We start from the raw sequence: 24,327 nt of genomic DNA, 5'->3' as shown, positions 1-24,327 counted from the left end.
GTGCCGGTGCCGCAAGGGGCTGGACTCACATTGGCATAATTGAAGCATTAGAAAAACTCGGCGTAAAAATTGACGTTGTTGCGGGATGCTCTATTGGTGCCTATGTTGGTGCTGCCTACGCAAGTGGCAAGCTGGAAGGATTGAAAGAGTGGGCCTGTTCCCTCAGCGACTGGCAGGTACTTGCTCTTATGGGCGTAGGACTTAGACGCGGCGGCATTGCAAGCGGACAGAAGGTTTTCGACAAACTAGCAAGCGAGTTTTGTGAATCGACTTATGAAGACATGCTTAAGCCGTTTGCGGCTGTGGCTACCGACCTTTATACAGGCCGTGAAGTGGTGTTTAACTCTGGTCCTATCGGAGACACCATTCAAGCATCCTGCGCTATTCCCGCACTTTTTGCGCCTGTAGCACACGGTGATCGTTGGTTGGTAGACGGTGCCGTTGTAAACCCTGTACCGGTGAACTTATGTCGCCAATTAGGGGCCGATTTTGTGATCGCGGTTAACCTTAACGCCGATTTTCGACCACTTCGTCTTGAAAAGTTGAGACAAGATCATGAAGAAAACCAGCGCAAAACCGAGGACTTTTTTACAAAGAGTCAAAACGTACTACGCCAATGGTTCTCTCCTGACAACAAAGAAGAAAAAGCCCTAGAGAAAAAAGATGAAAAAGACAGCGTCTCGGCTGGCAACGTAAAGACTGAAGAAGGCATTGCTTCTGATGTGATTGAAAAAGTGGAAGAAGAGTTGACCGAAGTCCCCGCTAAAGTGAACAAGCGAAACCCGCCGGGAATTATGAGCGTGATGAGCAGTTCACTTGAGATACTTCAAGCTCGCGTTACACGCTCACGTTTGGCTGGCGATCCGCCTGACATTCTTATTGAGCCTCAGCTTACCGACGTGGGTATTATGGAATTCCACAGAGCCGAAGAGCTATGCGCGAAGGGCGAAGAGACCATCGCGCGTTTAGCAGAGCAAATTAGGTATCAGCTTCTTACCTAACCCCAAATATGCATTTAGCTTGACGCCATAGCGGTAACACGTAGCGGCGCATGAGGCAGTGTTAAGCCTTTTGCGTCGTTGATCCAATCTTGCTCAAGATGCAACACGCCGTTATTAATTTGCACACCTTGTGGTGTAATGAAATCTAAATTCTTGTCATCAAACTGAATCATCAAGCCCTTTACCGAAGGCATCATGAAAGACAAAAAGCTTCCCATTTCATTAAAGAAAGCTTCGTACTGACCATACAAAAACGTAAGGTCGTCTTTTGTGTAATACTGCTTAAGATATTCCGGCTTGGTTTCAAGTTGTACCGACATATCACACACGTTCGCGCGTTCGTTTAAATCGATGCGAACCAGTGCGTTGGCAAGTTTCAGGGCCTTTTCAGTAGGCACCGTGAATCGCCCTTCACCACTCACTTCTAAGGGCATTGTTTTCTTATCGGTTACGATAGACGCTCCGTTAACTTCACATAAACGCCCTTCGCCAACACGAACAAACCCGAATGCAAACTGAAGTGCTTGGGTATCTTCATTATCCAGCTTTTTAACATGGCTATAGAAACGGCTGTACTCAACATCTATCGTTTCAGCAGCAACGGAAGAACTGCCTACACCAATAAACAGAGATGAAGCAAAAAATAAAGCAGCGCGTATCATTCGGATAAAAACTCCTCGTTAAATAGGATCATAGTTTGAAGCTCTTCAACATAAGCGGCTCCTCGCTCAGAATAGTTCATTAGCCCTTCAGCTAACGCAACACCAGTAATAGGAATTTGGTTTGCACGCAGTCGACTGCGGATCTCTCTTAAATCCGCATACGCGTCGTGGCGGTTTAAATTTCGCATGTAGGTGTACGTTGCACGCGACAAACTGTCGAATTTGGCAACTTCATGAGATGCCCCATCGTTTCGACGGTTAGGAACAAAACCACACCCCTTAGAGAAACACCATAAGCCAAAGAAGTTATAGCCCTTTCTTGCGAACCGGCTGGTGCCCCAAGCTGACTCATTCGCGGCTTGCACGAGCACGAGTTCGGCTGGTAGAACATCAATCTTTTGTAGCAAAGCTAGCAATTTTGATTTTAGCGGCTGCGTTGGCTTAACTCGATATTCCTCTTCTAACCATTCAAGCCTTGCCATATCTTCTTCAGAGAGCGTCTCGTTAGCTAACGCCTTTCTATATAAGGTTTGTACGTAATGTCTTAGCGTGAGTAGATACGCATTCTGCTTCTCTATTTCGGGACGTAAATAGTTAAAAAATGCCTCTTTCTTCTCTTTTACATCTGTATAGGCAGAGAAGTTAGGCACCGGCTTTTTAGCTTCAACCGTTTGCGGTATATCTAAAATATCCGGTTCGTCCTCAGTAAAAATTATGGCGTTAATGACGATTACCGCCAATACGCCTAACGTAATGAGGACAATTTTAAAGGTTTCACGCTTATGCATCGAAGCTAGACTCATTCACATCGTTTTCAGATGCTTCCGTGCTTACTCCCTGCTCGCCAATCAGTTCCTGATAGAGCAAGCCCATCATACTAAAATAAAAAGGTAATACCCAAATAAGTGAAAAGCCCAGCGTTAATGGCACCGACACAAACAGTAAAAAGAACACACCAAATATGCTGGCGATTTGAGCCCAGTATGCATTAAATACACGACACGACAGGATGATCGCGCTAATTGGCGTTAACTTTCTGTCAGCAACCAACATAAGTGAAAAGGACGAGGCTAAATAAAAATAAACGCCGGGTATAATAAGCAACATCATACCTAGTTGAACAAGAATACTGTTCACTAGCTGAGTTAGCGCCAGCAAAAATATCAAGGGGAAAAACTGGAATACGGTAAATACTGAAGTTTTAGTGCCGCGGGCAACAAAAACGCCCATCATATACAACCCCGTCAACAGCGGGGCAACGATGCAGATTGCAACAATTTCTATGATAGACTGATGCTCGAATACATAGGTCCCATCGTCATTTATTGTGATGTACTGCTGAGCAAATACACCCAACACGACAAACGTCAAAAATAGAACAACACTTCCCTGCAGCAATGATGAAAAGTTTGCCTTTGTTAAACCGGCAGCGCGGCGCAATAGACCTTTGGTATCAAATTGATACTGTTTAGACAACGTATTGTTCAGGCGGTCTTGGTTTACGTCTTTCACACAACTCTCTTATCTTTTTGAAAAATCGGCGCGATTATACCAATTCACAAAAACAAATGCCTGTTTGTAAGGTAAACAAACGTTAACCTAGTACTAATTTCGCAGCTAAACCGACGAGTAGCACCCCCATCGCACGGTCTAACCAATACCCTTTTTTACCAATAAGCTCAGCTACTTTACTGGTGCTCAAAAGGTATGAAAGAAAACAGAACCACAGTCCAGTAGCTATAGCTAAATAGATACCGTAGCCAAGTTTCACTGTAAATGGAGTATCAATACTAATAATTGCAGTAAACAATGAGAGGAAAAATAGCGTTGCTTTTGGGTTTAGTCCATTTGTGAGAAAGCCCATCCAAACTGCGCGCTTTGCCGATATGTGGGGAGTTTTCTTTTCAGCGTTAACTGCCTGGTCCTGCTTTACAGGCCCGCTTCTAAGCGCACCAAATGCAAGGTACAGTAAATAAGCTGCGGCGGCATAGCTAAATGTGGTGAATAACCATGGAGTAGTTGCAATAACCACACTAAGCCCCACTAACGAGTAAGCCACATGCAGTAATATAGCTAAGCCAATCCCTATACTGGTGTACATGGCGATACGTCTGCCATAGGCCACGCTGTTTCGAACTACCACCGCGAAATCTGGCCCTGGGCTAGCAACAGCCACAAGGTGTACCAACGCAATGGTAAGAAACTCATTCATATACTGCATGTTATGCGCCTCCTACAGCGCGTACTTTGATATTAATTGATCAACCCATTGTGGGACGATGTGAGAAGCAGGGCCTGTTAGCGATTCATCGAACAATGCATTAGTTACGCCCGGCTCCAAATTTGCCTCTATGGTGTGTGCGCCACTTTCTTTAGCGATCTGAACAAAACCCGCGGCAGGATAGACATTACCTGATGTGCCAATAGCAATAAACACATCAGCCTTTGAAAGCGCATCGTAAATCTCTTCCATATACATGGGCATTTCACCAAACCACACGATATCCGGTCGTAAGGTTACTCTGTTGCAACACGGGCATTTAGTGGTGTGATCAAAACTATCACTCCAGTCAAAAGTTTGCTGGGTTATAGCGCAGCGCGCCGATAGCAGCTTGCCATGCATATGGTAAACAGACTGGCTTCCACCGCGCTCATGCAAGTCATCCACATTTTGAGTAACCAACATCAGGTTGCTACCGAACGCTTTCTCAAGTTTGGCCAGCGCCTCATGCGCTGCATTAGGATTCACGTCGTCTTGCTGTAACTGCGCACGTCGAGCGTTGTAAAAGCGATAAACTAAGCTAGGATTTTGTTCAAAAGCCTCTGGGGTGGCCACCTCTTCTACGCGATGATTTTCCCAAAGGCCGTCATTATCCCGAAATGTCTTTAATCCAGATTCAGCGGAAATCCCCGCACCGGTAAGAATAACAATATTGGGTAGAGATTGATCAGATGGCATCAGGTTGTTCTTATTCTGTTGTTATTGCGCTAATTATACGATTAGCATGTTGTATATTTACTTAGTTAAAATCCGCGACTCTTTACATATCTTTGACCACAGGATATTGAGTATCAGCGCCCCACTCTGACCAAGAGCCATCATATACTGAAACCTGCGTTGCGCCACACAATAATGCCGCCACTCCAATTATGCAGGCGGTAACGCCAGAACCACACGTACAAATAATGGGTTTGCGTAAATCGATATAAGCGCGGTCAAAAACAGCCTTAAGCTGCTCAACTGGCAAAAAATGCCCGCTTTTGAGTAAGGTGTCAAAAGGAATATTAAACGCACCAGGCATATGACCTGAACGTACTCCTTCACGAGGCTCTGACACTTCTCCTTTGAATCGCGGCGCGCTGCGCGCATCAACAAGTTGTGCTTCAGTATTTATTGCCTGAAGTACTGCACCGGAATTTGCGAACCAACCAGGCCTAGGTGTAGCTTGATAGGTTAATTTTCCGTATTGTTGTTGTTCTGAAACCGGCAGCGCTGCTTTTTCCCATGCAGGCTGTCCGCCATTTAATATATAAACATCTTGGTGGCCCAACGCTTTTAACATCCACCACACTCTTGGCGCAGAATATATTCCACGGGTATCGTATACCGTAATAGGTGTATTCGCTGTTATGCCCTGATTACCAAGATAAATAGCAAGGTCATTTGCAGAAGGCATACTGTGAGGGAGACCTGTAGTGTGATCGCTACCTTCACTATCTAAGTCAAAGTCGACTGACGCAGGTAAAACCATTGCCGTGCGCGTATCTGGTGTTTTTGAAACGGGGTCGTCCATTAACGCTCGTACAAGCGTTACCGGCTTTTGTTGCATTACATTGGCTAATTCACCAACTGAGAGCAATACCAATGCCATTACATTCTCCTAAAAGGCACCCACATCAGTGAGTGCCCTGTAATACCCCGATAAAACAAATCGGTACGTATTCAAACACATCACATAGTTAGCTAATTAACTAACCTATGTTGCGGATCTATTTAGCTAAGAGCTGCGATAGCCGCGTCGTAGTTCGGCTCTTCTGTTGTTTCTGCAACTTGCTCTGTGTAAACCACTTTGCCTTCGGCATCGATAACCACTACTGAACGAGACAGCAGCCCAGTAAGCGGCGCTGATTCAAAGGTAACACCATAGTCATCACCAAAGCTTGAGCGGAAAGTCGAGCCTGTAAGTACATTTTCAATACCTTCAGCACCACAGAAGCGACCCGCTGCAAACGGAAGATCTGCCGATACACAGATAACTGTAGTGTTATCCAATTTTGCCGCTTCTTCGTTGAATTTACGGACAGACATTGCACATGTTCCCGTGTCGATAGAAGGGAAAATGTTTAATACCACATTTTTTCCTGCAAGCTCAGACAGTGTTACTTCACCCAAATCTGCTTTCACTAATGTAAAGTCTGGTGCAGATGTGCCTACTTCAGGAAGCTGACCCTTTGTCGTAACTGTATTGCCTTGAAAAGTAACTGATGCCATTCGCTTTCTCCGTGTTTTGTTAATATGAAATAGTGGATGGAAAACAATACTTTCGCAAATAAAAGTGACGCTTTTTAAATGTTACTTTTAACCTGCGACTCTGCAAACGCAAGCTTATGCTGCAAATGCGGCTTACCTTTTAAATATTCCCGTCTAAACACACTGAAATAATGCGCTAAGGTTTGCGCCCCTTGCTTCTGCTGCGCAAGGTCTAAAACGCTAATACCAACTTCAGCAGTACAGTGTTGGAAATCATGGGTAGATTCGCGTAGTAAATAATCTGACGCTACGTCCATACTCACGCCCAACACAGGAAAGTCATGCAAGTAAGGGCTCTTCACGAACATTTTTTTTGCTTCACGCCACGTTCCATCCAAGAAAATAAATAGTAACGTTTTCCCAGTATTCAATGGTGGCGTATCAATACAACGTTCAGCTGCAGCATATTCGTGTGGAAATACCACGATAGGAAAATATTTTTCGTTGCGAAGTAACGCCAATAGCGCCTCTTCTGGCTCGGTGCGCTTCCACAAAAATGCGTGGTTATCTTTAACCACGTCCGCAATTAAACGACCGGTATTAGTAGGCTTATAATATTCGCCTTTGTACATCAAGAACAAAACCGCCACATCAGTGCCAGCCTCAGGCTTAAATTCACAAATACAGTTTTGCGTTGGAAGCAGACACGCGTCGCAGCGAACTACTTTACTCCCACGAGCGTGGAATGGACGTTCAGCACGAGATAACTCGTCTAAACGAAGTGACATAACAGAATTCAAGATAGTACGTCTTTGCCAATATTTTTATGGATTTTACCATAGTAATTTGTGATAAAAGAGCGCAATTGTCTTATCAATTTTTTGAACTAAAGTTTGGAAAATTGGGAGTAGATAAATGGTGCCCGGGGCCGGACTTGAACCGGCACGCTGTTACCAGCGAGGGATTTTAAATCACAATATAAAAAACAACGTTATCAATAAGATATAATTATATTTCAAAATATAATGCAGCCCTAGAGGCCGCATTATACCGTTAAAAAAACACCGATATTATGAAGCTAAAGTGTCACGTATGACATCGGTTTATTGCCACTAGACCCCTTCGAAGATACAACAACGCCTTTAGTATCACCTTCGACAAAAACGACAATTGAGAAGTAAATATTACCGTTTTTAGAGGCCTCCAAATCGCCCAATCTAACCAACATTTCTGAACCGTCCAGATTAATTGAATCAGTATTGGAGGATATTGAGCTGCCTTCAGCAATCACTTTTACTTCTTCTATGGTGTTACTGTCGAGCATCATGAAGCCATTTGCATCAAGCGCCAGCCCTGTGGGGTCTGACGGTTTAAGCTTCATAACTTCTCTGTTGGCGCGCCCATAGTACGCGTTGACATCACCTTGCGTTACCAAATCAAAATCTAGTCTTTCTAAGACCTTCAAAATTTCAGATAAAACCACAGCAGCAACATTTACATTTACGGTACCAGGCGCACTCTCCTCTCCCTCATCATCAACCGTTATTAGCTGGAAGGTAAGCGTTTGTGCTGAGATCCTACTTGGTGCTGTTGCTCTTGGTTGTGATGGGTTTGAAGTATCAAGAATGACAGGATCGCCAGCCGTTTGCGACCAGCGCCATTCGACTATTGTACCATCAGAGTCTTGGGAGCCAGTTCCATCAAGTGTAAATTCGACGCCAGCCGCTACTGATTGATCTGTGCCAGCGTTTGCTGTTGGGGGTTGATTCACTGGTATTGCCTCATCTGTGGTCACAGTTTGTATTGCGCTCGGTGCTGAATCGCCATGGGTATTGAACGCACGAGCATAAACGGTATAGGTTGTTTCTGGCTCTAAGCCAGTAAATGAACCTGTTTCATTTTGTTGGTTGTCTAAAAAGAATTTATAGCCCGTAGCCCCAGGAACGGTGTTAGTGCTTAAAGCAATTGACTCACTGGTTTTAGACGTCGCGAGGCTTGGCGCTTGCGGCACAGCTACTGCTTCAGCGCTATATGTGATTAGGTCTATTTTCTCAAATGTAACGGCAGCGTCAGCCGTTGCAGGGTCAGCACCTAATGAGCTGTCCAGCTTCGCTTTAATAAAGACATAAAGTGGCTTGTTATAGTCAAACCCGCTTATATCAATAATTTCTTGCCCAGCTACACCTTCAAGTACGATCAACTGGCCAGTTGCGGGCACAAGGCGCAAGCCAACATTGTGGCGTGACTGGCTAGACTCATCTTGTTCTTTGTCTGAGTTGCGCCCACCACTTTGCCCAAAATAGTTACGCGATAACGTAGTACCATCGCTTGATGTACCTAACGTGTCTATAGCCATTTTCTCAGAGCGTGCGGCACTTGTAGTTGCTGTCGCTCTAGGATTCCATCGATAGTTAAACTGAACCGTTGGCGCGGTCAAACTATCGGTTAAACCAAATTCAACAAGCATCGCATCAGACGTGTCTTTCCCGATGTTCTTGAACATTACATCGATGATGTCGTGGTCTTTAGGGGTAATGCCTTGCGTTGAGATTATGGACGATTCAGATTCATCCATGTCCAACAACAACGATACACAGCTCAACCCTTCTAAATCGTAGTTTGATAGGCTGGGGGTGACCGCTAGCCCTGTGGGTAAATTAACGCCATCAGAGGCATAGGATTGCTGCACTGCCCTTTGACTTAAAGGGTTGAAAATTTCCCAGTCAGCGGCTTCTTCGGTAACCGTACAAATACCGATTGAGCTAACTGAAGCGCCATTCTGCATGGCTTTATAAAAGCCATACACAACACCTTCATATTCAAGTTCGTGAAAGTTTTGAAGTTCATCATCATCGAACTCGCCAGCGGCCCCAAGCTCGCCCATAACATTAGGCTCTGACACAAAATTAAAGTAGTCATCAACTAAAAATTCGCACGGAACCGCCCCCGCATCTACACCACCAGTTACAACGTTGGGTCTAAAAGTGCCTTTAATTTTCCAGTAAGCGCCTTCTTTAATTTGGTTATGCGGATTTTCTGGTATGTAAATCCAGTCTTCTTTCCCTGCGGGGCTGTACTGTTTAAGTTGACCTTGCATTCGGCCTACGTCTGCAATTTCAGTCCAGTATCGAGCGCTTAGGGTATTTGAACCCACTATGCGAACACTGGGTCCACGGTTGTCAAAGCCACCGCCTTTGGTTTGTTTAGCAATCCATTTAAACGGGATAGCAGGGTTTTTGTTTAGCCCTACATCAAAGTAACCACCATGGCCGTTCCCTGAGAAAAGCTTAGGGTTGTAGGCATTGATGATACCTTTATACGTAAAATCTATTCCGTTTGAGCCTGTGGCGTATGTGGTTGCTTGTACATTACCGCCGTATTCACTACCCGCATTCACAGCACCATCGTGAGTAAATAAATAAACCAATCCCTGATCTACTATCATTTGTGGTGTTTCCGTCTGCACCTCTTTGTAGTAGATAGGGTTAGTTTTCTGAACTATGTGATCGAACCATGTTTCATTTGATACATCTTGCCATTCGTGCCACGCCGCCCCGTCTGTTAGTGGCCCGTCTGCTTTTCTCCATACACGAACATAAATACCGCCATTGCCTGTACTATGGTCAGAAGATGAGTACATGATTAACGGGTAAATTTCACTCGGCCAACCAGGAATATAAACGGTCTTATAGACACGAGCCCAAAACTCCTCGTCATCAACCATAGAGGCAGGTTTATCAAACAACTTACCTATCTTGTTTATCTTTCTTTTGAACCCGCTGACAAACTGGGGTAGAGGTAGAGCAGGCAAGTCAGGAATAGCGCCACCGCTATCAACGTAGTTAAATGAACTTAGGCGCTGTGGCCATAATGCTGAGTTAGCCATATTACGCCTCCGTTACAGTCGCTGAAGACCACGCAATAATGTCGGCATCGTCATTTGCAGCTTGTTTATCAGTAGCAATAAGCATAAGAGTTTCACCAGCAGCTACTGAAGGGAAAGCATCTAAATCAATAGTTACGGTGCTAGAAGAAGTATCTAACGCGCCTGAAGTAATCGAGTCACCTAGAGGAGTAGGTGAAATTAAGAAGTTGACGCCTGAAACCCCAACTAAGTCTTGATGCAAATCAAAAGTAATACTCTTTGTCGCCGCTACTGCAGGATCAGGAATTGTGATGTAGTCAAAGTCATAGTCTGCAGAACCTGTACGAATACCGTGCAAGGTTGCATTCTGATTAAACGTGTCTGTTATATCTCCACCGACCTGCGTACCATTTTGGAAGCATCTAATTGTGTCTCCATCCAACTCTACGCTCAAAGTTCTATTTGATGCCCCTCCAATTCCTGCCGGCGTTATATCCAACAAGTCTGGGGATTGGGTTACACCATCAATAACCTTGATAAGGCGAAGACGGTTATCTTGGGCGCGATTTAGAAAATGAAAGCCATTATTTAAGTCTGTAGCCCTGAAGAAAATCGCAGCATAAGAGGGACTTGTTTTCGGGTCGAGGACGCGCAACGTCAACGAACCATTACTTGCAGATTCCCACAGAATACGAGCATCGCCACTTGGGGCTGACCCCGTTATTCTTAAAATTCCATCTTCTAAAATCCATGAACCAGCCTGTAAGAAGCCATCCCCATAGTTACCATTTGCCCCATCAAAATTTAAAGTAGCCATAATTAGAGCCCTTATACTGTAATTGTAATTTCATTAGACCATGCGCCAGTTAGCGCACCGTTTAGGCAACGGCATCTGATCTTGTATGTGCCTGAAGAAAAGTTCAGTGAACGCTTAAAGCACCCAACTACACCGGGTAAACCAGTGTTAGGAACATCAAGAGTTTGCCAGTCTGCGCCAGCATTGCTCGAAAATTGAAACTCCATGTCTGTCATTGCCGCACGGTTTAAATCATTCAATGTGGGATATGTTTTTAAAACATGGACTAATTTGGGTCGAGTCCTTAACGGACTGAAGGTGCTGTAGGTACCAAAGCCTTTCGGCTGGTTCATTAGCTGCTCTTTGCTTACGCACCTAACGTTATCTACAGCGCAGTTCCAAATTTCGATATAGGGGCTTGAGTGGCTTGGATAGAAGACCTCACGAACTCCAGAAGTTCTAACAAATTCTGTATTACACACAGTAACTGAACCTTTGGAGTGGGATCGCAGCATTTTGCACCCGCCTTCGTATCGCGAGTAATTTATCTCACTTCGCTTTTTGAGATCCGTTACTCCATCCGAACTATTTCTAAAATCGTTTCCGTATATATGCGCAGAATATTTGAACGCGTCTTCGCCGTGGTAAGCACCATTAACTACAACGCAGTCGGAATTCCCGAACTGGGATTGGTAATCGCCGTAGTTAGAATCAAGCATCAAATCAACGGTGCAGAATAGTATTTGCTGCACTTTTACAAACGGGCCGTGCAAATCACCTACTATCGCCGTTTGCCAACGTTCGTTTGTGCCAGTGTATCCACCGAGGAAGTTCATTTTATAAACCTCGAGGGATTCTGCACCACGAAGGTTTACACCGTTCCTACGATTGCTTACCTCGACGTTTTCAAAAAGGTAATGTTTCGAAGAATCTGACGCTCTGTAACCGTCTTGTTCATTTTGCGCAAGTACGCCTGTTTTATAAACGTCAGCGGTATGAATGTATTTAAGACGAAGCACTGGCATTACATCGAACTCTAAATTGACGGTATTACCATTAACCGTTGCATTTAGTTCTGGTACTGCTGGGGTTTCGGTTCTAAGCAGCTTACGCACAAAAATATTTTGAACGTTGCCTTTGTAGTCAGAAGCCGTTACCTGTATTTGCGTGGCGTTAGCTGGCGCACGGATTAACCAAACTTCTGTACCTTCTAAACTATGGCTGTACTGGCCTACTGTGCTGCCAATTTTGGGTGTAACTGAACCGGCTTCGCTTCCTACCAACTTTAAAGAGATTTGATAAACCTCACCTTCTTCAAAATTGTAACTGGCACTTAGCGGGCTGCTTGTGCTGTTTGCATAATAGTTACCACCACTTTTAGACCAGCCAGAACCGCTAAACGCATCAGGTTGAACTACCTTTGCACCTACCTCGGGTGAAGGCAGTATTTTAAATCGGTGCATGTAGATAAAGTTTTCAGTACTGTATCTGAAGTAATCGATAGCTTCTTCACCCGGGTCTAAATGCAACCAATTATCTAAAGGCATGTACCTTAAAGAGCCATCACCTGTAGGCACGATTCTCGCCCCACTAGGCAAATCAATCTGGCTAGAAAAAGCATTTTCAGCACCCTGCACTGACACCGCATTATCTAGTTGCGGAATGTGCATGTAAGGTAGAGACAGTGTTTTATTTGCGTACACTGGTAGTAGATCGTCAAATACTTCAGCTTTTACACCACGCCAGCTTTCGCCTTCACTTAACTCTACGGTTTCATTATACAGTTCACCGTTCACGGTAACGTTGTTTAAAATAAAGGTACAAGCCCCACGAGCGTACACAAACGGCAAGGGGGCTAGTGCCTTATAATCACCCCCGTTAATAGTAATAGTAGAGCCAGCATGACCTACAATTACACCAAGCCCGCTGGTTTCATCTAAGTTGCATCCACAGTTGTTAAGCTCACCATCTTTTTTGAACTCGTAAGCAAACCCGTCACCCTGCACTCTGCGCGTCCATGAAACCATGCAATCTCTAGCGGTAGAAGTTTCAGAAAAATGAATACCCTTACAATCGTAGCTTGACGTTAAACCCTTAACATCAACAGGGCATTCAAACCTAAACCCTTCATCGCTGAAACCCTGAGTTTCGACATACCGAACAATCGCTTTAGAACCTTGCTCTAAATGGACCCCAATAAAAGGCGTAGGATTTTCAGCAAACAAGTTATTCTCATTTACAATTTTACCGCCAATAATCTCTATTTCAGAATGGCCAGCTCTCACTGCAATGCCAATATCGCCAGAGCCGGTAATATCAAAACCTTGCATAGATACGTTGCTAGAGCCAATAGGAATATCTAAAGCTTTTAGTAAGGTTTTTATAAACGTTAAACTTCTCAAAACCCAATCAAACATACGGTATCCACCTGTGTTTATTAGCCCTGCGTTACTCATAATCGCGCCATGTATTTCGGTGCCACGATTGTCTTTAGTCAGTTTTAGAAAGTTTTGAGAGTCCTTGATTTTTACGCTGTAAAAGCGGTGGTAATCCGCGCTTAATAAAATGAAGTTTTCAGGCGCGTTGATAATCCAAGGTGAATGATTATCTAAACTCGTGTCTATTTCGCTTTCACCAACTTGCAGGCCAAAGTAAAAAGAGAACCATGCTCCTTCTCTTGCCTCGTCGATATCAAAGTTCCATGGTGCTTTTCTGGGCGTCCAGTCGCGTATTTCTGAAGGATGCGCACCTATGTAGAAATTATCACCTCTCTCAAGTCTGAAGTTAGGATCATCCTCAGGAGAATTACTGTATACACGATGATAGATTTCATTCAAATCTTGAACAGGGTTACACTCAGACCAATCTTCGCCTTGTGTCCACCCTTGAGCGGTTTTTAAGTTCACATCAAAAAGGCGATTAATACTCATGAGCTGGAATCCTAATTCTTACTGCTTCAATGGTCATTGTTCCTGTAATAGCCCCATTTTTTCTTTTAAAGTAGATGCGTTCAGCTTCGGTTATGAAGCGATATGGCTCGGCGGCGTAAGCTATGTTTGGAGCGCTATTTGAAATAGTTATAGCCATGTCACGATTGAGAGAGTGAACAATGAGAATAATTTCGAAGCTATATTCGTCCGAGTTATCACCAAACAATCGAAGCGCATCAGTACCACCGTCCGCATCAGTGACGGTATATCGCCTGAAGTCGTTCGGGTCTTGTTGCCAACTAGCTCCCATGTAATTCGGCGTCTGAGGAGTTATGTCTTCCCCATACCAATGGTTATCGCTGCGCAGATAGAATGTTTTAAACGGGCTTCTTAGCGTGCCAAAAGCGACATCAAAATAGCCGTTTAAGTCACGATAGTATGAATGGTCAGAATCTAAAGAAGCCCATGAACTATCAAGTTCAACGTAATCTATAATCCCTTCGAAGTATTCACTGTTAAATTCACCAATTTTATATAGGTTTGTTACAGTTGTTTCGTACTCATGCCATTGATGATTCGCTAATGTGGGGTTATTAGGAAGCCCATTACCGCCTACTCCCATCGGATATACGCGCATTTTTATGCTGCCCGTATAGGCCGAGTTAAGCCGAATGATTAGACCTCTCCAGAAGATCGCGAATTTTCTCGTCGCTATAGTTGTTGGAATCGTTAACCACTTATCTGTTAGAGATAGATGTACTAATCCGCGAACGTCATCAAATCTTATTTGGCGCTCATTGTTCGGGGAATCGCTGGGCAACTCTTCAGTTTTTTTCAGCGTTGGGTAGTCACTCAAAATATGAGTTAGACTTTGATTTTGGCGAACCGGAGGGCTCATCGCCTGAGTTTTTTTGTTGTCTGTGTCAATATCGTCTGGCAGTTGCTCTTTCGATATTTTGCCAGCCAGCTCAGAAAAGTTTGGCCATCTAAGCGAAGTTTGTGGAGGGTTGTTTATACTCTCCCATTCAACTTCACCACTCCCCGCATTCTCTAAAAATGCGGCATAAGCAGCTCTGTTATTTTCTAACGCTTGAAGAAGTACACCCACCGCCCCTATTGGCACTACTTGAGCTGCCACGTTGCTTAAATCACCTTGCTGCCAGTTATATTTAAGCGTTAGCGTGTTGGCGGTAGTGTCATGATCAATAATTGTTGCTGGTAATTTGCCAGCGATGAATAACTGGCTACCCTCGATCAACCCAAAGAACGAATCTGAGTTATTTACAGACACTAGTGGGCTACCGTCTTCAACACTGATGTCGTTGAGACTAAAAACGTAGGTACTCATTGTTTTTCCGATATCTGAGAAGAAACGGCTTTATTTAGAGCCGTTGTTATTGGACAGGTTGGCCCTGCTGAAGCTGTTGTATACCAAATGCCTGTTTAAATACCTGCACGAAAACATCACCGTCTATGATGCATGTTCCATTGTTGCTGTTACCCTGAATTTTGACATTCACAACGACATCGGTATCTGAAGGTACTCTCACAACGACACCAGAAAGGCTGTCTCCTTTGAATGTATCGCCGGGTGTTGAGATAACATGTACTGAGCTGCCATTAACATCTGCAGTGATGAATAAGCTATCCAGGCTACCCCACTGAATTGGAATGGGGTGAACATAAGCAACACGTTCGAATGGTTGCTTTTTGATAAGAAAATTAACAAGTACGTGCTCTTGGGTTGGTGTGCCAGAACCATCAAACGTAATAGGCCGCATATCTAACACAGCCCCATCTGTTATATCCCCTTCGATGTTTTCTGCGTATATTGTTGCATAAGACCTAACGGTGCCTGATACACTGTCCCACTCTTGCCAAACGACACCATCTTGACTGGTGACCTTAACGTTTTCAGCAGCCAGAATAATTGAACTGGCGCTTTCACTACCTTCAATGAACATACCAGTTAAGCGGCCGTTCACATCGATAGCGAATTGAATCTGCCCCCTTACTTCACCGATTGCATTTTCCAGTGCTTCGAAGTATGAAAAAACGCTAACCTGATCACCATCCAAGTTGTTTATTTTTATCTCTTGGAAAGCTTGAGCGAAAGCAGCGCCTTCTATCCATTCACCGTTTTCATCTTCATAGCCTATCTGAGCATTTTTGAAATCTGCAATTTGAGCTTGAACGCTCTTATTCCCTATCTTTTGCTTGACGCCAAGCACGTCCAAGCTGATCACTTGGTTTTCTTGTGCTACTTCAGTCACGCTGTAGAGCAACGTCGAGTACTCTTCGCCTAGCTCATTAGTCTGCTGTGACCAGTTGGCCACATCATTGACTACACTGTTTATAGTGTTACCAAGGTTTTCAGGTAAGCCTGGTAACATTACCGTTCTAACAATATTGCCCCAAAATTCATCAACTGCAGAGGTTCGTGCAACTACGAATGTCCATTGCGACTCGCCCAGAGCATTGGATGAGCAAACCCATATTTTGAAATCACGTTCTGGTGCTAAGCCAGGGAACGTATAAGCATGAGCTGGCCCACGATATGGCAAAGGCGGCTCTTCATCTGTTGGGTCGTGACTAATGGAATACAAAAACGCGGTTGAGCTATCAGAGCCGGCCAAGTATGGGATAACTTCCAACTCTGTAGCTGTGGGGTTTATCGTAATGTCAGTTGGAACGCCAGGCTTTTGCATTATCAACGGTATTTCTGCCCATCCACTTCGTGCAGAAAGCCCACCTAACGCCATCACTCTAAAACGGTAGGTACCAAGCGCGTAGCCTGAAAGGTTTACGTGATAACGCGCTATTGAGTCAGTTTCTATTAGCAATCCTTGTTCATCTAACACCTGATATAGAAAACGTGATGCTTCAGAATACCAAGAGATTTTAACTTGAACGAACGCTGAATATACGTGCTCAATCGTTATGTCGCTTGGCTCATCGGGATTAGTAAAGCTGTATGTGGTATCAGGTATTTCGGGTTTATTCCCCTCCCCAAAGAAGTCATATATATAAGGCTGATGCTCTCGAACTGTTAGTGTTACCCGTTTTTTATTAGAGGAAATTCGCTCTATCCGAAATAGCTTTCCTTCCCAGCCTAAAAACGAATCGTAAACAGGAACAATGTCACCCACGTCATAAATCAACGCCCACTTAGGCAAATGTATGCGGGTTTTTGTTTGTTCGCGTGAAATTTCAAGCCACGTTTTACCGAACTCAATAGCTTCGTAATAATTATTACAAGTAATTAGGTCTACCGTACCTTCATTAATGAAGCCGTTATCTTCTTCTAATAGCTGAGCTTCTAACGCACTACCTTTCGGTGGATAAACAGCTTCCTGAGCAGTACCATCTGCTGCAGGCTCATAGTACGTTACAGCAACACGGTTATACCGCTTGTTTTTGCTACCTTCAGAAACACCATCCATCTCGATAATATCTTTTTCGAGAATTGGTATGTTTACGGGGTCATCATCTTGCTCAATAACTAAAGTTAACTGGCCATCTATAATAGGTAGCCAGCCCCGCATTGGCTTTAACAGTACATTGACGTTTTCCAATATATCTTTACTGGTGTCTAGCTTGCAGTTGCAGCTAAATAGCGGTCTTTGATTGGGCTGACCAACAACTTCATCGACTAAAGAATCACAAAGGTCCCTACCTTTGTAGAAAGAGTTTGTATTGATTAGGTGAGAAGATAGCCCCTTTCCGTATAGCGGATCTTTGAGGTAGTCAAGTAACGCTAAAGCAGGGTTTGAATGAGTTGTACCCGTTATATCAGCGGTAATCTTTGGCTCTGAAGAGATAGCAAATTCACCGCCATGATATTCAAGACGAATGTAGCTACACGCTTTCCCTGAAGCTTTGTCTGATAATCTCCACCCTGCAGCAGTAAGTAGCGGATCTTCATAGCTGTCCATGCCATCAGGAAAATTACGCATGTGCACCACGCGCCCGCCATCATCATGGAAAAACGCAGGGTTATCAGAAGAAACAGGAATATCGTCTACATAAACCTCATCAATTGACACGACTTTTTCAGCCCACACGACAATGATATGTAGCAAGTCATTTTTAATATCGTCAGAGTCACCATCATTAGTCTCTTTGAATATAATATTGCCTGTTATTTTGTTGACCTTACCAATCACCTTGCCAATATGCGCATCAGTCTGCGCTGACGTAAGCTCAGTACCAGGTGGCAACGGCTCCGGCGCTTCAGGTGCTAACCACCCAAATACAGCTCCGCCTAAATCTTCTAAAAAGCCCATTTTTTAAACCTGATGTGTTATACCTGGCGGATTGAAGCGGCCGCTTCCAGAGGAACCGCCACTGCTTGACGCAACGGGCGCATTTTTGCCCCAATAAATCTTTCGTTTGGCTCTGGCCACATGCTCAAAAGCCGTATCATCTGGGTAGTATTTTTGATGTGACCCTGAATTGGTTTTGGTACCAGCTTGCTTTTCGAAGTCAGCCCAGACTGATGCTAAAACCGCGTCGATTTTCCTAGTTCTTTTCAGAATATCGCGAGAATCTATGAAGCCTTCGAACACATTAAGGGTAATGATTACGCCTAATTTATCGCCGTGCTGTTCATAAACTGTTACCTCAGAGTTATTCCAGCCTTTATTTAGAAAATAAGGGATAAACGAGCCGTCGCGCGCATCTAACGTAGTATTAAATTCATTTGTAGATGGTTCAGACGTAACCTCAATTTCATCAATACTGTCAGACGTTATGTAACCCGGTTGATAGTAAACGCCTCCATAGAAAACAGGGGCATCCCTATCTGTCAGATAAAGCATATTTCCATTTATATTCATCTTGACCAGGTATGTTTGATAGCGAGTCGGGTTATAACCTCTTAAACGTTCAATCTCTGACGCTGACAAATTCTTCACAGCTGCTCCATTAACTCTAAATCGAAGATGGTTTTTCCCGCATCTTTAACGCCGAACTCACCACCATTACGGTTCTTTACACACACCTGAAAGCTGACATCATCGCCGTAGCGAATCTGTGTACCCGCAGGAATATTGTGTAAAAGTGGTTGAGTAAGCGTTATTGTGGCGCGGCCTGTTGCGTCTGAATTGGCACTGAAGGCAATCCGATAGCCTTTGGTGTTAATGTCGGGTTGAACAAAATCCCCACCCCACACCGCCTTTGCGCGTGATGGTGGCAAACCTGCAACATGTAAAACTTGACTACCAACAAATCCACTCGTTGTTAGATAAAGACCGTTGTGCTTTCTAACCGACTTTAGTGGGTTTGGTAGAAGAAAATTCCTAATTGAATCGTTGTACCAGTCAAGAACGCCACTGATTTCCATAGCATCATCATGACTAACAGGCACTGAGGTAAGCGCGAAGAGGTAATAAGGGTCTTCGCTCCCCAATGATTTGTTTTCGTAAAGTCGCTCTTCTGGCTTGATAATGTCGAGAATTAACGTAACTTCGACTTGTCTAAAAAACTGAATAGGAAAAGCAGACATTTATACTGGCCTCTCAAGACGTGCTTTGAACAAGCGAATGAAACGCTTGTCGCGCAATGCCACCTCTCGCCAGTCGCGGTTTGATGCATCGCCGTGAATATGCGTTTCGTTTTTAAAGCTCATACTCTGAGAATTATTGGTTTCTGATGAACTTAAGAAGCGTGTGAGATCACGGTTTTGTTCTGGTTGAACAACCCGTTCACCACCGTCTAATAGGTAGGTACCTTCGGAAGGGATGTTTGTCATACCGCTGTGCGCCATACCCGTTAACTTTGCCGCTGCTGCCGCACCTGTTACGACTACGCCAGCATAAGCAGCACCACCTAACACTGGCCCAATATAGGGAATACTGGCCAAGGCGTTATAAGCACCCATTGCCGCATCCATGGTGTTAGTCCATATAGACTGCAGGCTTTTTCGCTTCTTCTCGTTGAGTAACGTTTCACCGATTGATAAAGCCATGCGTGCGTAGCCGGCTTCACGCCCTTCCATACCATCGAAAAAGCTGTTTGCCGTATCAAAGAGAACTCCGTAACCTTCTTGCTGACGAGCTTGCTTCTCTTCTTCCTTCTTGCGTTCTTCTTCTCTTGCTTCATCGCGAATTTCAGCAAGCTTTCCTTGGTGAGTGGCTTCCAGGTCTTCCATTGCCTGCTTATGTGCGGCCTCAATTTCCTGTGTCGCTAAGCCTTTTTCGCGTAGCATGTCGAGCTCAGCTTCAATTTCCTCTACACGCTTGTCATGCCTAAACTGGGCTAATTCTTCATCTTTTCCGCCAGCTTCAAGCGCAGCTTCACGTATTGCAGCATACTTCTCCGTTGCCGCATCTATTTCGCGCTGGTTCAGTTCTGCAACCTTCTCCTCTTTCGTTAGTAGAAGATTATTCAGTGCTTCTTGATGTTCCTTTTCGAGCTCTTGAGTTAGCAGCCCCTTTTCACGCATAAGCTCAAGCTCTGCGTTCATCTCTTCAACCTTGCGCTCGTAGCGCAAGTTAGTTAACTCTACCTCTCTACCGTCAGCTGCCAGTGCTTCGTCGTAGATTCGCTGATACTGCGCACGAAGGCTTGAAGCCATTTTCTCAGTTTCTTCTTCGCGCTTAACTTGTGCAGTCTGATCTGCTTCTTCTTTGATAGCGGCTTGCGTTTCTACGTGCGCCTGGTTAGCTGCTTCAAGTTGCTTTTTCTGTCGCTTAAATTCTTGAAGTTCTGCAGCAGCTTTTCTTTGTTGCTTCTGTAACTCTTCTTTTTCTGACTCACCACTTCCGAACCAGCCGGTACCTTCCGAACTCGCATTTGGTAGGCGCTGGCGTAAATTGCCAAGTTCACTGGTTCGTTGTTCTATCAGCTGATCTAACGCCTGCAGGTCGCCCTGTTCTGCTTTCATCTGCAGAATTTGGTCTCTGAGCTCATCGGCTTCCGCTGAACGAATAGCATTAGCTGCTTTTGCCGCGTTGGCACCGCGTTTAGTCGCTGATTTCTGCTGGGTGTTTTCGAGGTACTGGAGCTCTATTTGTAACTCTTCAATAGTTGGCGCAATTTTGCCGCGCAACTTATCAAGTGAATACGAGATACCATCTAGCCACTTCTTAACGCCACCACCTAAAGATGAGCTTTCAGAAAAACTGAGTAATAATTCATCCCAACGCTGGCCAAGCGTGTCTACTGAACCTGCTAACCCGCCAGCTTCGGCAGAACCAGCCCCGCCTACTTGCCCCGCAAGCTGTTCAAGAATGACCTTTTGAGCGCCTGCAGTATCGCCCATTTCTACCATTGAGCGAATCATGTCTTTCTGCGCAGAAGTGAAACTAACACCACTGCGCTTAAGTGCATTAATACCCGCTACAGGATCTTCTAATGCTTTACCCAATTGCAGGGCTTTATCTTTAGCGGTACCGCCAAAAACAGCGGCCATATCCTGAGAAAGTTCCACGGCCTGGGTGAAGGTTTCTCCGCTTACAGACTTAAACGTCTGAAGAACGTTCTGCGCTTCGGTTATTCCCTGCACACTCGCCAGCGTGCTTAACGCAACTTGGTTTGCTTGTTGTTGTAGTTGCTCAGCAGTGAAACCAGCCGCATTACCAGTAGCCCTAACTAGTGCTTCGGTTCTTAATTGGCTTTTTTCGTATTCATTGAACACCTGCAGCGACTTATAGCCAACCGCAACTAGGCCAGCTAATGCCGCAGCTAATCCGCTAGTGACTGCAGCACCAGAAGAAAACAATGAATTAACGACAGATACCCGACTTGCCACGCCACCCATTGGGCCCTGAATAGCTTGTGCACCCTGTGATAATCCACGCATTGAGTTGTTAAAGCGGTCGCTACTTGCAATCGCACGCCCTAACTCGCTGCGATAAGACCGAGTATTACCTGTTAACTCAACTTCGTAGTTCTTTTTATTCATTATCTTCTCGTAAAGCGCTTATAAAGCTCGTCTACAGACATAGGTTTGATTTGCATTTTGGGGCGATATCCAACAATAAAATCGCTAGATTCGAAGGGTTTATCACCCTTTTTACTTAAGTAATTTGCCACTTGAGCGCGCAAACCAGCCACTTGAAACTGGTCTATTTTTCCCCCGTAGGGCTCGATTTCGCCAAATCGTAACCATTCGAGAAGCTTTGAAGCGCTGAGTCTATCTAGAAGGGAATCTGCATCTTCACAGCCTAGCTTTAAGGCCAGCCTAAGTGTGGCTGTTCGATAGGGCTGGCCTATGAGGGGTTTCTTGCTAAATCCTCGTCGCTTAGCGGCTCGGGCTCTTCTGATTGAGAGTCACTTTCACTTTTCGGCGGTTGATAGAGGGGGTCTATCCAAGGCATATCAGAAACACTGGCAATCTCTGCAAGCACTAATGAAATTTTCGACTGCGGGAATGATGCAAGAAACAGAAGGTCAGTTTCACTATCCCACTTTAAAGGTATACGCCCAGACTTTGTACGTAACGACATTGCAATAGCCTGGTACCTTAGTGCCATTACATTGCGCCCTTTCTCTTCCAAGTCAGCATGGGAACGTTGAATAAGATTGAGTTGGTCCATGATCACTACAGCATCTGCTGCAGAAAGCTCAACAATAAGCCATCGCCCTAATTTAGCTACTGCACTTTGCGCGCGATGCGCGAAGGTTTTATCCTTCGGCATCTTACGCTCAGCGATAAAACACTTAAAGAAGCCAAGCATTAAACTAGATCTTCTTCAAGAATTGGACCGTCGACTTTTAGCGTTAAGCTTCTGTCTACTTGCCCCTCTTTTGGGATTGCATAACCAACTTTTGTAGTTAGGCATCGGAATGACAACGTTTTAGCAATTGGCGCGGGGAATTGCACCTGTACGTGGTTTTTCGTGCCGTTATGGAAAGCATCAATAATACTTTCAATATCAGTCTGCGTTTCGCGATAACGAACCGTGACATTCCATTCACCGCCATCACGTAAACCGTAATCCGACTCTTTCCAGTCATGTTCGGTACCATACTGGGTTGCATCAACCACTTCACTGGTCATTTCACCAGGCTCCATGGTCATAATATTTGCTATTGATTCACCGAAAGAAGTGCCACCATCCGGCGATAAGTGCAATGAGACTAATTTACCCTTCATGATTAATCCTCGTCTAGGTATTGTATTGTGTAAGTAAGCTGCAATTCACCGATAGTCGTTTCACTGTCACGGTCGTATGCAAAGTTGGTTCTATTCATGCCTTCAATCAGGCCGTCTAACTGGGGTTTTTCGCGCAGCAGCTGCTGCACTGCAGTGGCTTTTTGGTCTAATGCATCATCAATATTGCCCGGATCACGAAGCATGATTTCAACAATGACTTGTGCCTCTGTAATTCCGGTGTCATCGAAGTCATATTCAGTTTCACCAGAATTAAAGAACACCTTTAACGCAGGTAGTTCGTCTTCGAATATCTGCGCTGGAGAGTAATTAAATGTAGCTGAGAAGCCAGCAGGCTCCGCTATCGCGCGGATTGCTTCTCGTATCTGCGAACGTGTGGCCATTACTTAATTCCTAGCGCTTTATTTAATCGCCAGGTCAACTGACGAAATAGCTCTACAGGAAAATCTTTATTCAGAGAATCCCTTGTTTCTTCGACAGCAGCTCTTTTAAGAAGTACTTCTGAGAACTTTTCTCCAAAACCGGCGACCTCAATATTCCCTCTGCCCTGACCTTTACGAACGTAGATATTACGTAAACTTTTATTGGAAAATGTGTTTGGCCACTCGTAAGGACCAACCGCATGGCCATCACCTCGCGGCTTAGCGCCTGCCCCTGAGGCGGTTATCCTATTGGTGCCGATCCACACCTTCCCATTTAATGCAGTCACTTTTGCTCGTGTGATTTTTACACGCTGCCTTATAGGTTTTTGCTTAATCTGCATAGCATCAGACACGCGCCGAACTATTTTTGTTTTCGACTTGTTTAAGCTGTGATTAATTGCAGCTGCGACTGCACGTTTCGCGTCACCTTTTCGGTGCCAGTCTAAGCGCCGACTCATCCGTTTCATTTCATCTAAGGTTTGCTTTGAGTTAACCGATACAATTTTTGACATTACTAAACTCGCTCAAGGATCAAGCTGGTAACTTCGCCCGACTCTTGCTTTGTCACGAAAAGGTATTTAACGCCATTTACCGTGATAGGCTCCCTGCGCTTTATGGCTGGTAGCGATGTTTTCGGCGTGTCGAACTGAACTTGGTTAGTGTCCAACTCACCGAACTCATGCGCTCTGGTGTAAAGGTATCCGTTCACCTCTACACCAGAGATAACCGCCACATGTTTAAAGTCAGCAAAAAAAACTGACTCCATATCTGCGGCAAGATCATCTTGAAAGCTCATAGCTATTCGCTTTCACCATCGGTTTCTGGACCAAACGCCGCGTCTAAACCGTCATCGATTTTTGGCACTTCGATTTCAGTATTAGCTTTTGCGTCGACAATTTTACCTTTCGACGCTGCCTGCAGTTCCTTTGCCATCGAAGCATCAATCGAGATGATTGTTTTACCCTTTGCCTTAGGAAAGTAGCTTTTACCCATAAGGCGCACACCGCGTGTAAGCTCAAAGCTTACTTTTTTACTATCTCTAGCCATTTTCTTTTACCTTAA

General features: G+C 44.6%; 24 protein-coding genes. 1 reads left to right on the top strand and 23 read right to left on the bottom strand.

The window, feature by feature from the left end; genetic code table 11:
• Window positions 1-1,001: patatin-like phospholipase family protein (locus QVA83_RS13660; protein ID WP_287498583.1), on the top strand; the 1,001-nt coding region annotated here is incomplete at its 5' end.
• 14 nt (window positions 1,002-1,015) lie between these two features.
• On the opposite strand, the gene QVA83_RS13655 is transcribed toward QVA83_RS13660, so the two are convergent.
• The 23 genes from QVA83_RS13655 to QVA83_RS13550 all read right to left on the bottom strand — a co-directional run bounded on the left by QVA83_RS13655 (window position 1,016) and on the right by QVA83_RS13550 (window position 24,312).
• Window positions 1,016-1,663 (bottom strand): DUF2987 domain-containing protein, encoded by a 648-nt coding sequence (locus QVA83_RS13655; protein ID WP_014976627.1) that lies wholly within the window; start codon window positions 1,661-1,663, stop codon window positions 1,016-1,018.
• Window positions 1,660-2,451 (bottom strand): glucosaminidase domain-containing protein, encoded by a 792-nt coding sequence (locus tag QVA83_RS13650; protein ID WP_014949601.1) that lies wholly within the window; start codon window positions 2,449-2,451, stop codon window positions 1,660-1,662. Before QVA83_RS13650 ends, QVA83_RS13655 begins: the two co-directional genes overlap by 4 nt.
• The gene (locus QVA83_RS13645) at window positions 2,444-3,175 is read right to left on the bottom strand and encodes a YciC family protein (RefSeq protein WP_014949602.1); all 732 of its coding nucleotides are present in this window, start codon (window positions 3,173-3,175) and stop codon (window positions 2,444-2,446) included. The genes QVA83_RS13650 and QVA83_RS13645 overlap by 8 nt, the downstream gene beginning before the upstream one ends.
• An 82-nt stretch (window positions 3,176-3,257) precedes the next feature.
• Window positions 3,258-3,884, bottom strand: coding sequence for a LysE family translocator (locus QVA83_RS13640; protein ID WP_156078391.1), 627 nt, complete (start codon window positions 3,882-3,884; stop codon window positions 3,258-3,260).
• 12 nt (window positions 3,885-3,896) lie between these two features.
• Window positions 3,897-4,622 (bottom strand): Sir2 family NAD+-dependent deacetylase, encoded by a 726-nt coding sequence (gene cobB, locus QVA83_RS13635; protein WP_101564704.1) that lies wholly within the window; start codon window positions 4,620-4,622, stop codon window positions 3,897-3,899.
• 82 nt (window positions 4,623-4,704) lie between these two features.
• Window positions 4,705-5,535, bottom strand: coding sequence for a sulfurtransferase (locus QVA83_RS13630; protein WP_156078392.1), 831 nt, complete (start codon window positions 5,533-5,535; stop codon window positions 4,705-4,707).
• A 122-nt stretch (window positions 5,536-5,657) separates the two neighbouring features.
• Window positions 5,658-6,155, bottom strand: coding sequence for a thiol peroxidase (gene tpx, locus QVA83_RS13625; protein WP_014949606.1), 498 nt, complete (start codon window positions 6,153-6,155; stop codon window positions 5,658-5,660).
• Window positions 6,156-6,229: 74 nt separating this feature from the next.
• Entirely contained in the window at window positions 6,230-6,922 is a 693-nt protein-coding gene (locus QVA83_RS13620; protein WP_014949607.1) for a tRNA-uridine aminocarboxypropyltransferase, read from the bottom strand.
• Between the two features lie 290 nt (window positions 6,923-7,212).
• Entirely contained in the window at window positions 7,213-10,020 is a 2,808-nt protein-coding gene (locus QVA83_RS13615) for a PKD domain-containing protein (protein WP_287498582.1), read from the bottom strand.
• A gap of 1 nt (window position 10,021) precedes the next feature.
• Window positions 10,022-10,816 (bottom strand): hypothetical protein, encoded by a 795-nt coding sequence (locus QVA83_RS13610; RefSeq protein ID WP_287498581.1) that lies wholly within the window; start codon window positions 10,814-10,816, stop codon window positions 10,022-10,024.
• 11 nt (window positions 10,817-10,827) lie between these two features.
• Window positions 10,828-13,725, bottom strand: coding sequence for a hypothetical protein (locus QVA83_RS13605; protein WP_287498580.1), 2,898 nt, complete (start codon window positions 13,723-13,725; stop codon window positions 10,828-10,830).
• Window positions 13,715-15,073 carry a hypothetical protein gene (locus QVA83_RS13600; RefSeq protein ID WP_287498579.1) on the bottom strand — a complete coding sequence of 453 codons (1,359 nt, stop codon included), beginning with the start codon at window positions 15,071-15,073 and terminating at the stop codon, window positions 13,715-13,717. Before QVA83_RS13600 ends, QVA83_RS13605 begins: the two co-directional genes overlap by 11 nt.
• Window positions 15,074-15,119: 46 nt before the next feature.
• A complete protein-coding gene (locus QVA83_RS13595) occupies window positions 15,120-18,011 on the bottom strand; it encodes a phage tail protein (RefSeq protein WP_287498578.1) in 2,892 nt (963 codons plus the stop codon).
• 3 nt (window positions 18,012-18,014) lie between these two features.
• The gene (locus QVA83_RS13590; RefSeq protein ID WP_287498577.1) at window positions 18,015-18,641 is read right to left on the bottom strand and encodes a hypothetical protein; all 627 of its coding nucleotides are present in this window, start codon (window positions 18,639-18,641) and stop codon (window positions 18,015-18,017) included.
• Window positions 18,638-19,231 carry a hypothetical protein gene (locus QVA83_RS13585; RefSeq protein ID WP_287498576.1) on the bottom strand — a complete coding sequence of 198 codons (594 nt, stop codon included), beginning with the start codon at window positions 19,229-19,231 and terminating at the stop codon, window positions 18,638-18,640. Before QVA83_RS13585 ends, QVA83_RS13590 begins: the two co-directional genes overlap by 4 nt.
• On the bottom strand, window positions 19,232-21,631 hold the full coding sequence (locus QVA83_RS13580) for a phage tail length tape measure family protein (RefSeq protein ID WP_287498575.1): 2,400 nt from the start codon (window positions 21,629-21,631) through the stop codon (window positions 19,232-19,234).
• Entirely contained in the window at window positions 21,631-21,909 is a 279-nt protein-coding gene (locus tag QVA83_RS22495) for a phage tail assembly protein T (protein ID WP_502711465.1), read from the bottom strand. The genes QVA83_RS13580 and QVA83_RS22495 overlap by 1 nt, the downstream gene beginning before the upstream one ends.
• Window positions 21,910-21,938: 29 nt before the next feature.
• Window positions 21,939-22,367 (bottom strand): hypothetical protein, encoded by a 429-nt coding sequence (locus QVA83_RS13575; protein WP_287498574.1) that lies wholly within the window; start codon window positions 22,365-22,367, stop codon window positions 21,939-21,941.
• A gap of 38 nt (window positions 22,368-22,405) precedes the next feature.
• A complete protein-coding gene (locus QVA83_RS13570; RefSeq protein WP_287498573.1) occupies window positions 22,406-22,825 on the bottom strand; it encodes a phage tail tube protein in 420 nt (139 codons plus the stop codon).
• A gap of 2 nt (window positions 22,826-22,827) precedes the next feature.
• On the bottom strand, window positions 22,828-23,226 hold the full coding sequence (gene gpU, locus QVA83_RS13565; RefSeq protein ID WP_287498572.1) for a phage tail terminator protein: 399 nt from the start codon (window positions 23,224-23,226) through the stop codon (window positions 22,828-22,830).
• Window positions 23,226-23,777 carry a hypothetical protein gene (locus QVA83_RS13560; protein ID WP_287498571.1) on the bottom strand — a complete coding sequence of 184 codons (552 nt, stop codon included), beginning with the start codon at window positions 23,775-23,777 and terminating at the stop codon, window positions 23,226-23,228. Before QVA83_RS13560 ends, gpU begins: the two co-directional genes overlap by 1 nt.
• Before the next feature lie 2 nt (window positions 23,778-23,779).
• Window positions 23,780-24,061, bottom strand: a complete 282-nt coding sequence (locus tag QVA83_RS13555) for a hypothetical protein (protein WP_136781622.1) — start codon at window positions 24,059-24,061, stop codon at window positions 23,780-23,782.
• Between the two features lie 2 nt (window positions 24,062-24,063).
• Entirely contained in the window at window positions 24,064-24,312 is a 249-nt protein-coding gene (locus tag QVA83_RS13550; protein WP_118494640.1) for a hypothetical protein, read from the bottom strand.
• Window positions 24,313-24,327: the final 15 nt, after the last annotated feature.

It is taken from the genome of Alteromonas sp. AO-Serp, from assembly GCF_017849675.1.
GTDB classification, from domain to species: domain Bacteria; phylum Pseudomonadota; class Gammaproteobacteria; order Enterobacterales; family Alteromonadaceae; genus Alteromonas; species Alteromonas macleodii.
The sequence above is the reverse complement of the archived record's forward strand: the minus strand, read 5'-3'. Positions and strand labels throughout refer to the sequence as shown.

Coding starts and splice junctions, on each gene's coding strand:
- QVA83_RS13655 (WP_014976627.1), bottom strand. CDS start 1,663: ATGATACGCGCTGCTTTATTTTTTGCTTCATCTCTGTTTATTGGTGTA.
- QVA83_RS13550 (WP_118494640.1), bottom strand. CDS start 24,312: ATGGCTAGAGATAGTAAAAAAGTAAGCTTTGAGCTTACACGCGGTGTG.
- QVA83_RS13595 (WP_287498578.1), bottom strand. CDS start 18,011: ATGGGCTTTTTAGAAGATTTAGGCGGAGCTGTATTTGGGTGGTTAGCA.
- tpx (WP_014949606.1), bottom strand. CDS start 6,155: ATGGCATCAGTTACTTTTCAAGGCAATACAGTTACGACAAAGGGTCAG.
- QVA83_RS13640 (WP_156078391.1), bottom strand. CDS start 3,884: ATGCAGTATATGAATGAGTTTCTTACCATTGCGTTGGTACACCTTGTG.
- QVA83_RS13580 (WP_287498575.1), bottom strand. CDS start 21,631: ATGAATAAAAAGAACTACGAAGTTGAGTTAACAGGTAATACTCGGTCT.
- QVA83_RS13620 (WP_014949607.1), bottom strand. CDS start 6,922: ATGTCACTTCGTTTAGACGAGTTATCTCGTGCTGAACGTCCATTCCAC.
- QVA83_RS13560 (WP_287498571.1), bottom strand. CDS start 23,777: ATGTCAAAAATTGTATCGGTTAACTCAAAGCAAACCTTAGATGAAATG.
- gpU (WP_287498572.1), bottom strand. CDS start 23,226: ATGGCCACACGTTCGCAGATACGAGAAGCAATCCGCGCGATAGCGGAG.
- QVA83_RS13585 (WP_287498576.1), bottom strand. CDS start 19,231: ATGTCTGCTTTTCCTATTCAGTTTTTTAGACAAGTCGAAGTTACGTTA.
- cobB (WP_101564704.1), bottom strand. CDS start 4,622: ATGCCATCTGATCAATCTCTACCCAATATTGTTATTCTTACCGGTGCG.
- QVA83_RS13600 (WP_287498579.1), bottom strand. CDS start 15,073: ATGAGTACCTACGTTTTTAGTCTCAACGACATCAGTGTTGAAGACGGT.
- QVA83_RS13575 (WP_287498574.1), bottom strand. CDS start 22,367: ATGCCGAAGGATAAAACCTTCGCGCATCGCGCGCAAAGTGCAGTAGCT.
- QVA83_RS13555 (WP_136781622.1), bottom strand. CDS start 24,061: ATGAGCTTTCAAGATGATCTTGCCGCAGATATGGAGTCAGTTTTTTTT.
- QVA83_RS13610 (WP_287498581.1), bottom strand. CDS start 10,816: ATGGCTACTTTAAATTTTGATGGGGCAAATGGTAACTATGGGGATGGC.
- QVA83_RS13605 (WP_287498580.1), bottom strand. CDS start 13,725: ATGAGTATTAATCGCCTTTTTGATGTGAACTTAAAAACCGCTCAAGGG.
- QVA83_RS13650 (WP_014949601.1), bottom strand. CDS start 2,451: ATGCATAAGCGTGAAACCTTTAAAATTGTCCTCATTACGTTAGGCGTA.
- QVA83_RS13630 (WP_156078392.1), bottom strand. CDS start 5,535: ATGGCATTGGTATTGCTCTCAGTTGGTGAATTAGCCAATGTAATGCAA.
- QVA83_RS13615 (WP_287498582.1), bottom strand. CDS start 10,020: ATGGCTAACTCAGCATTATGGCCACAGCGCCTAAGTTCATTTAACTAC.
- QVA83_RS13570 (WP_287498573.1), bottom strand. CDS start 22,825: ATGAAGGGTAAATTAGTCTCATTGCACTTATCGCCGGATGGTGGCACT.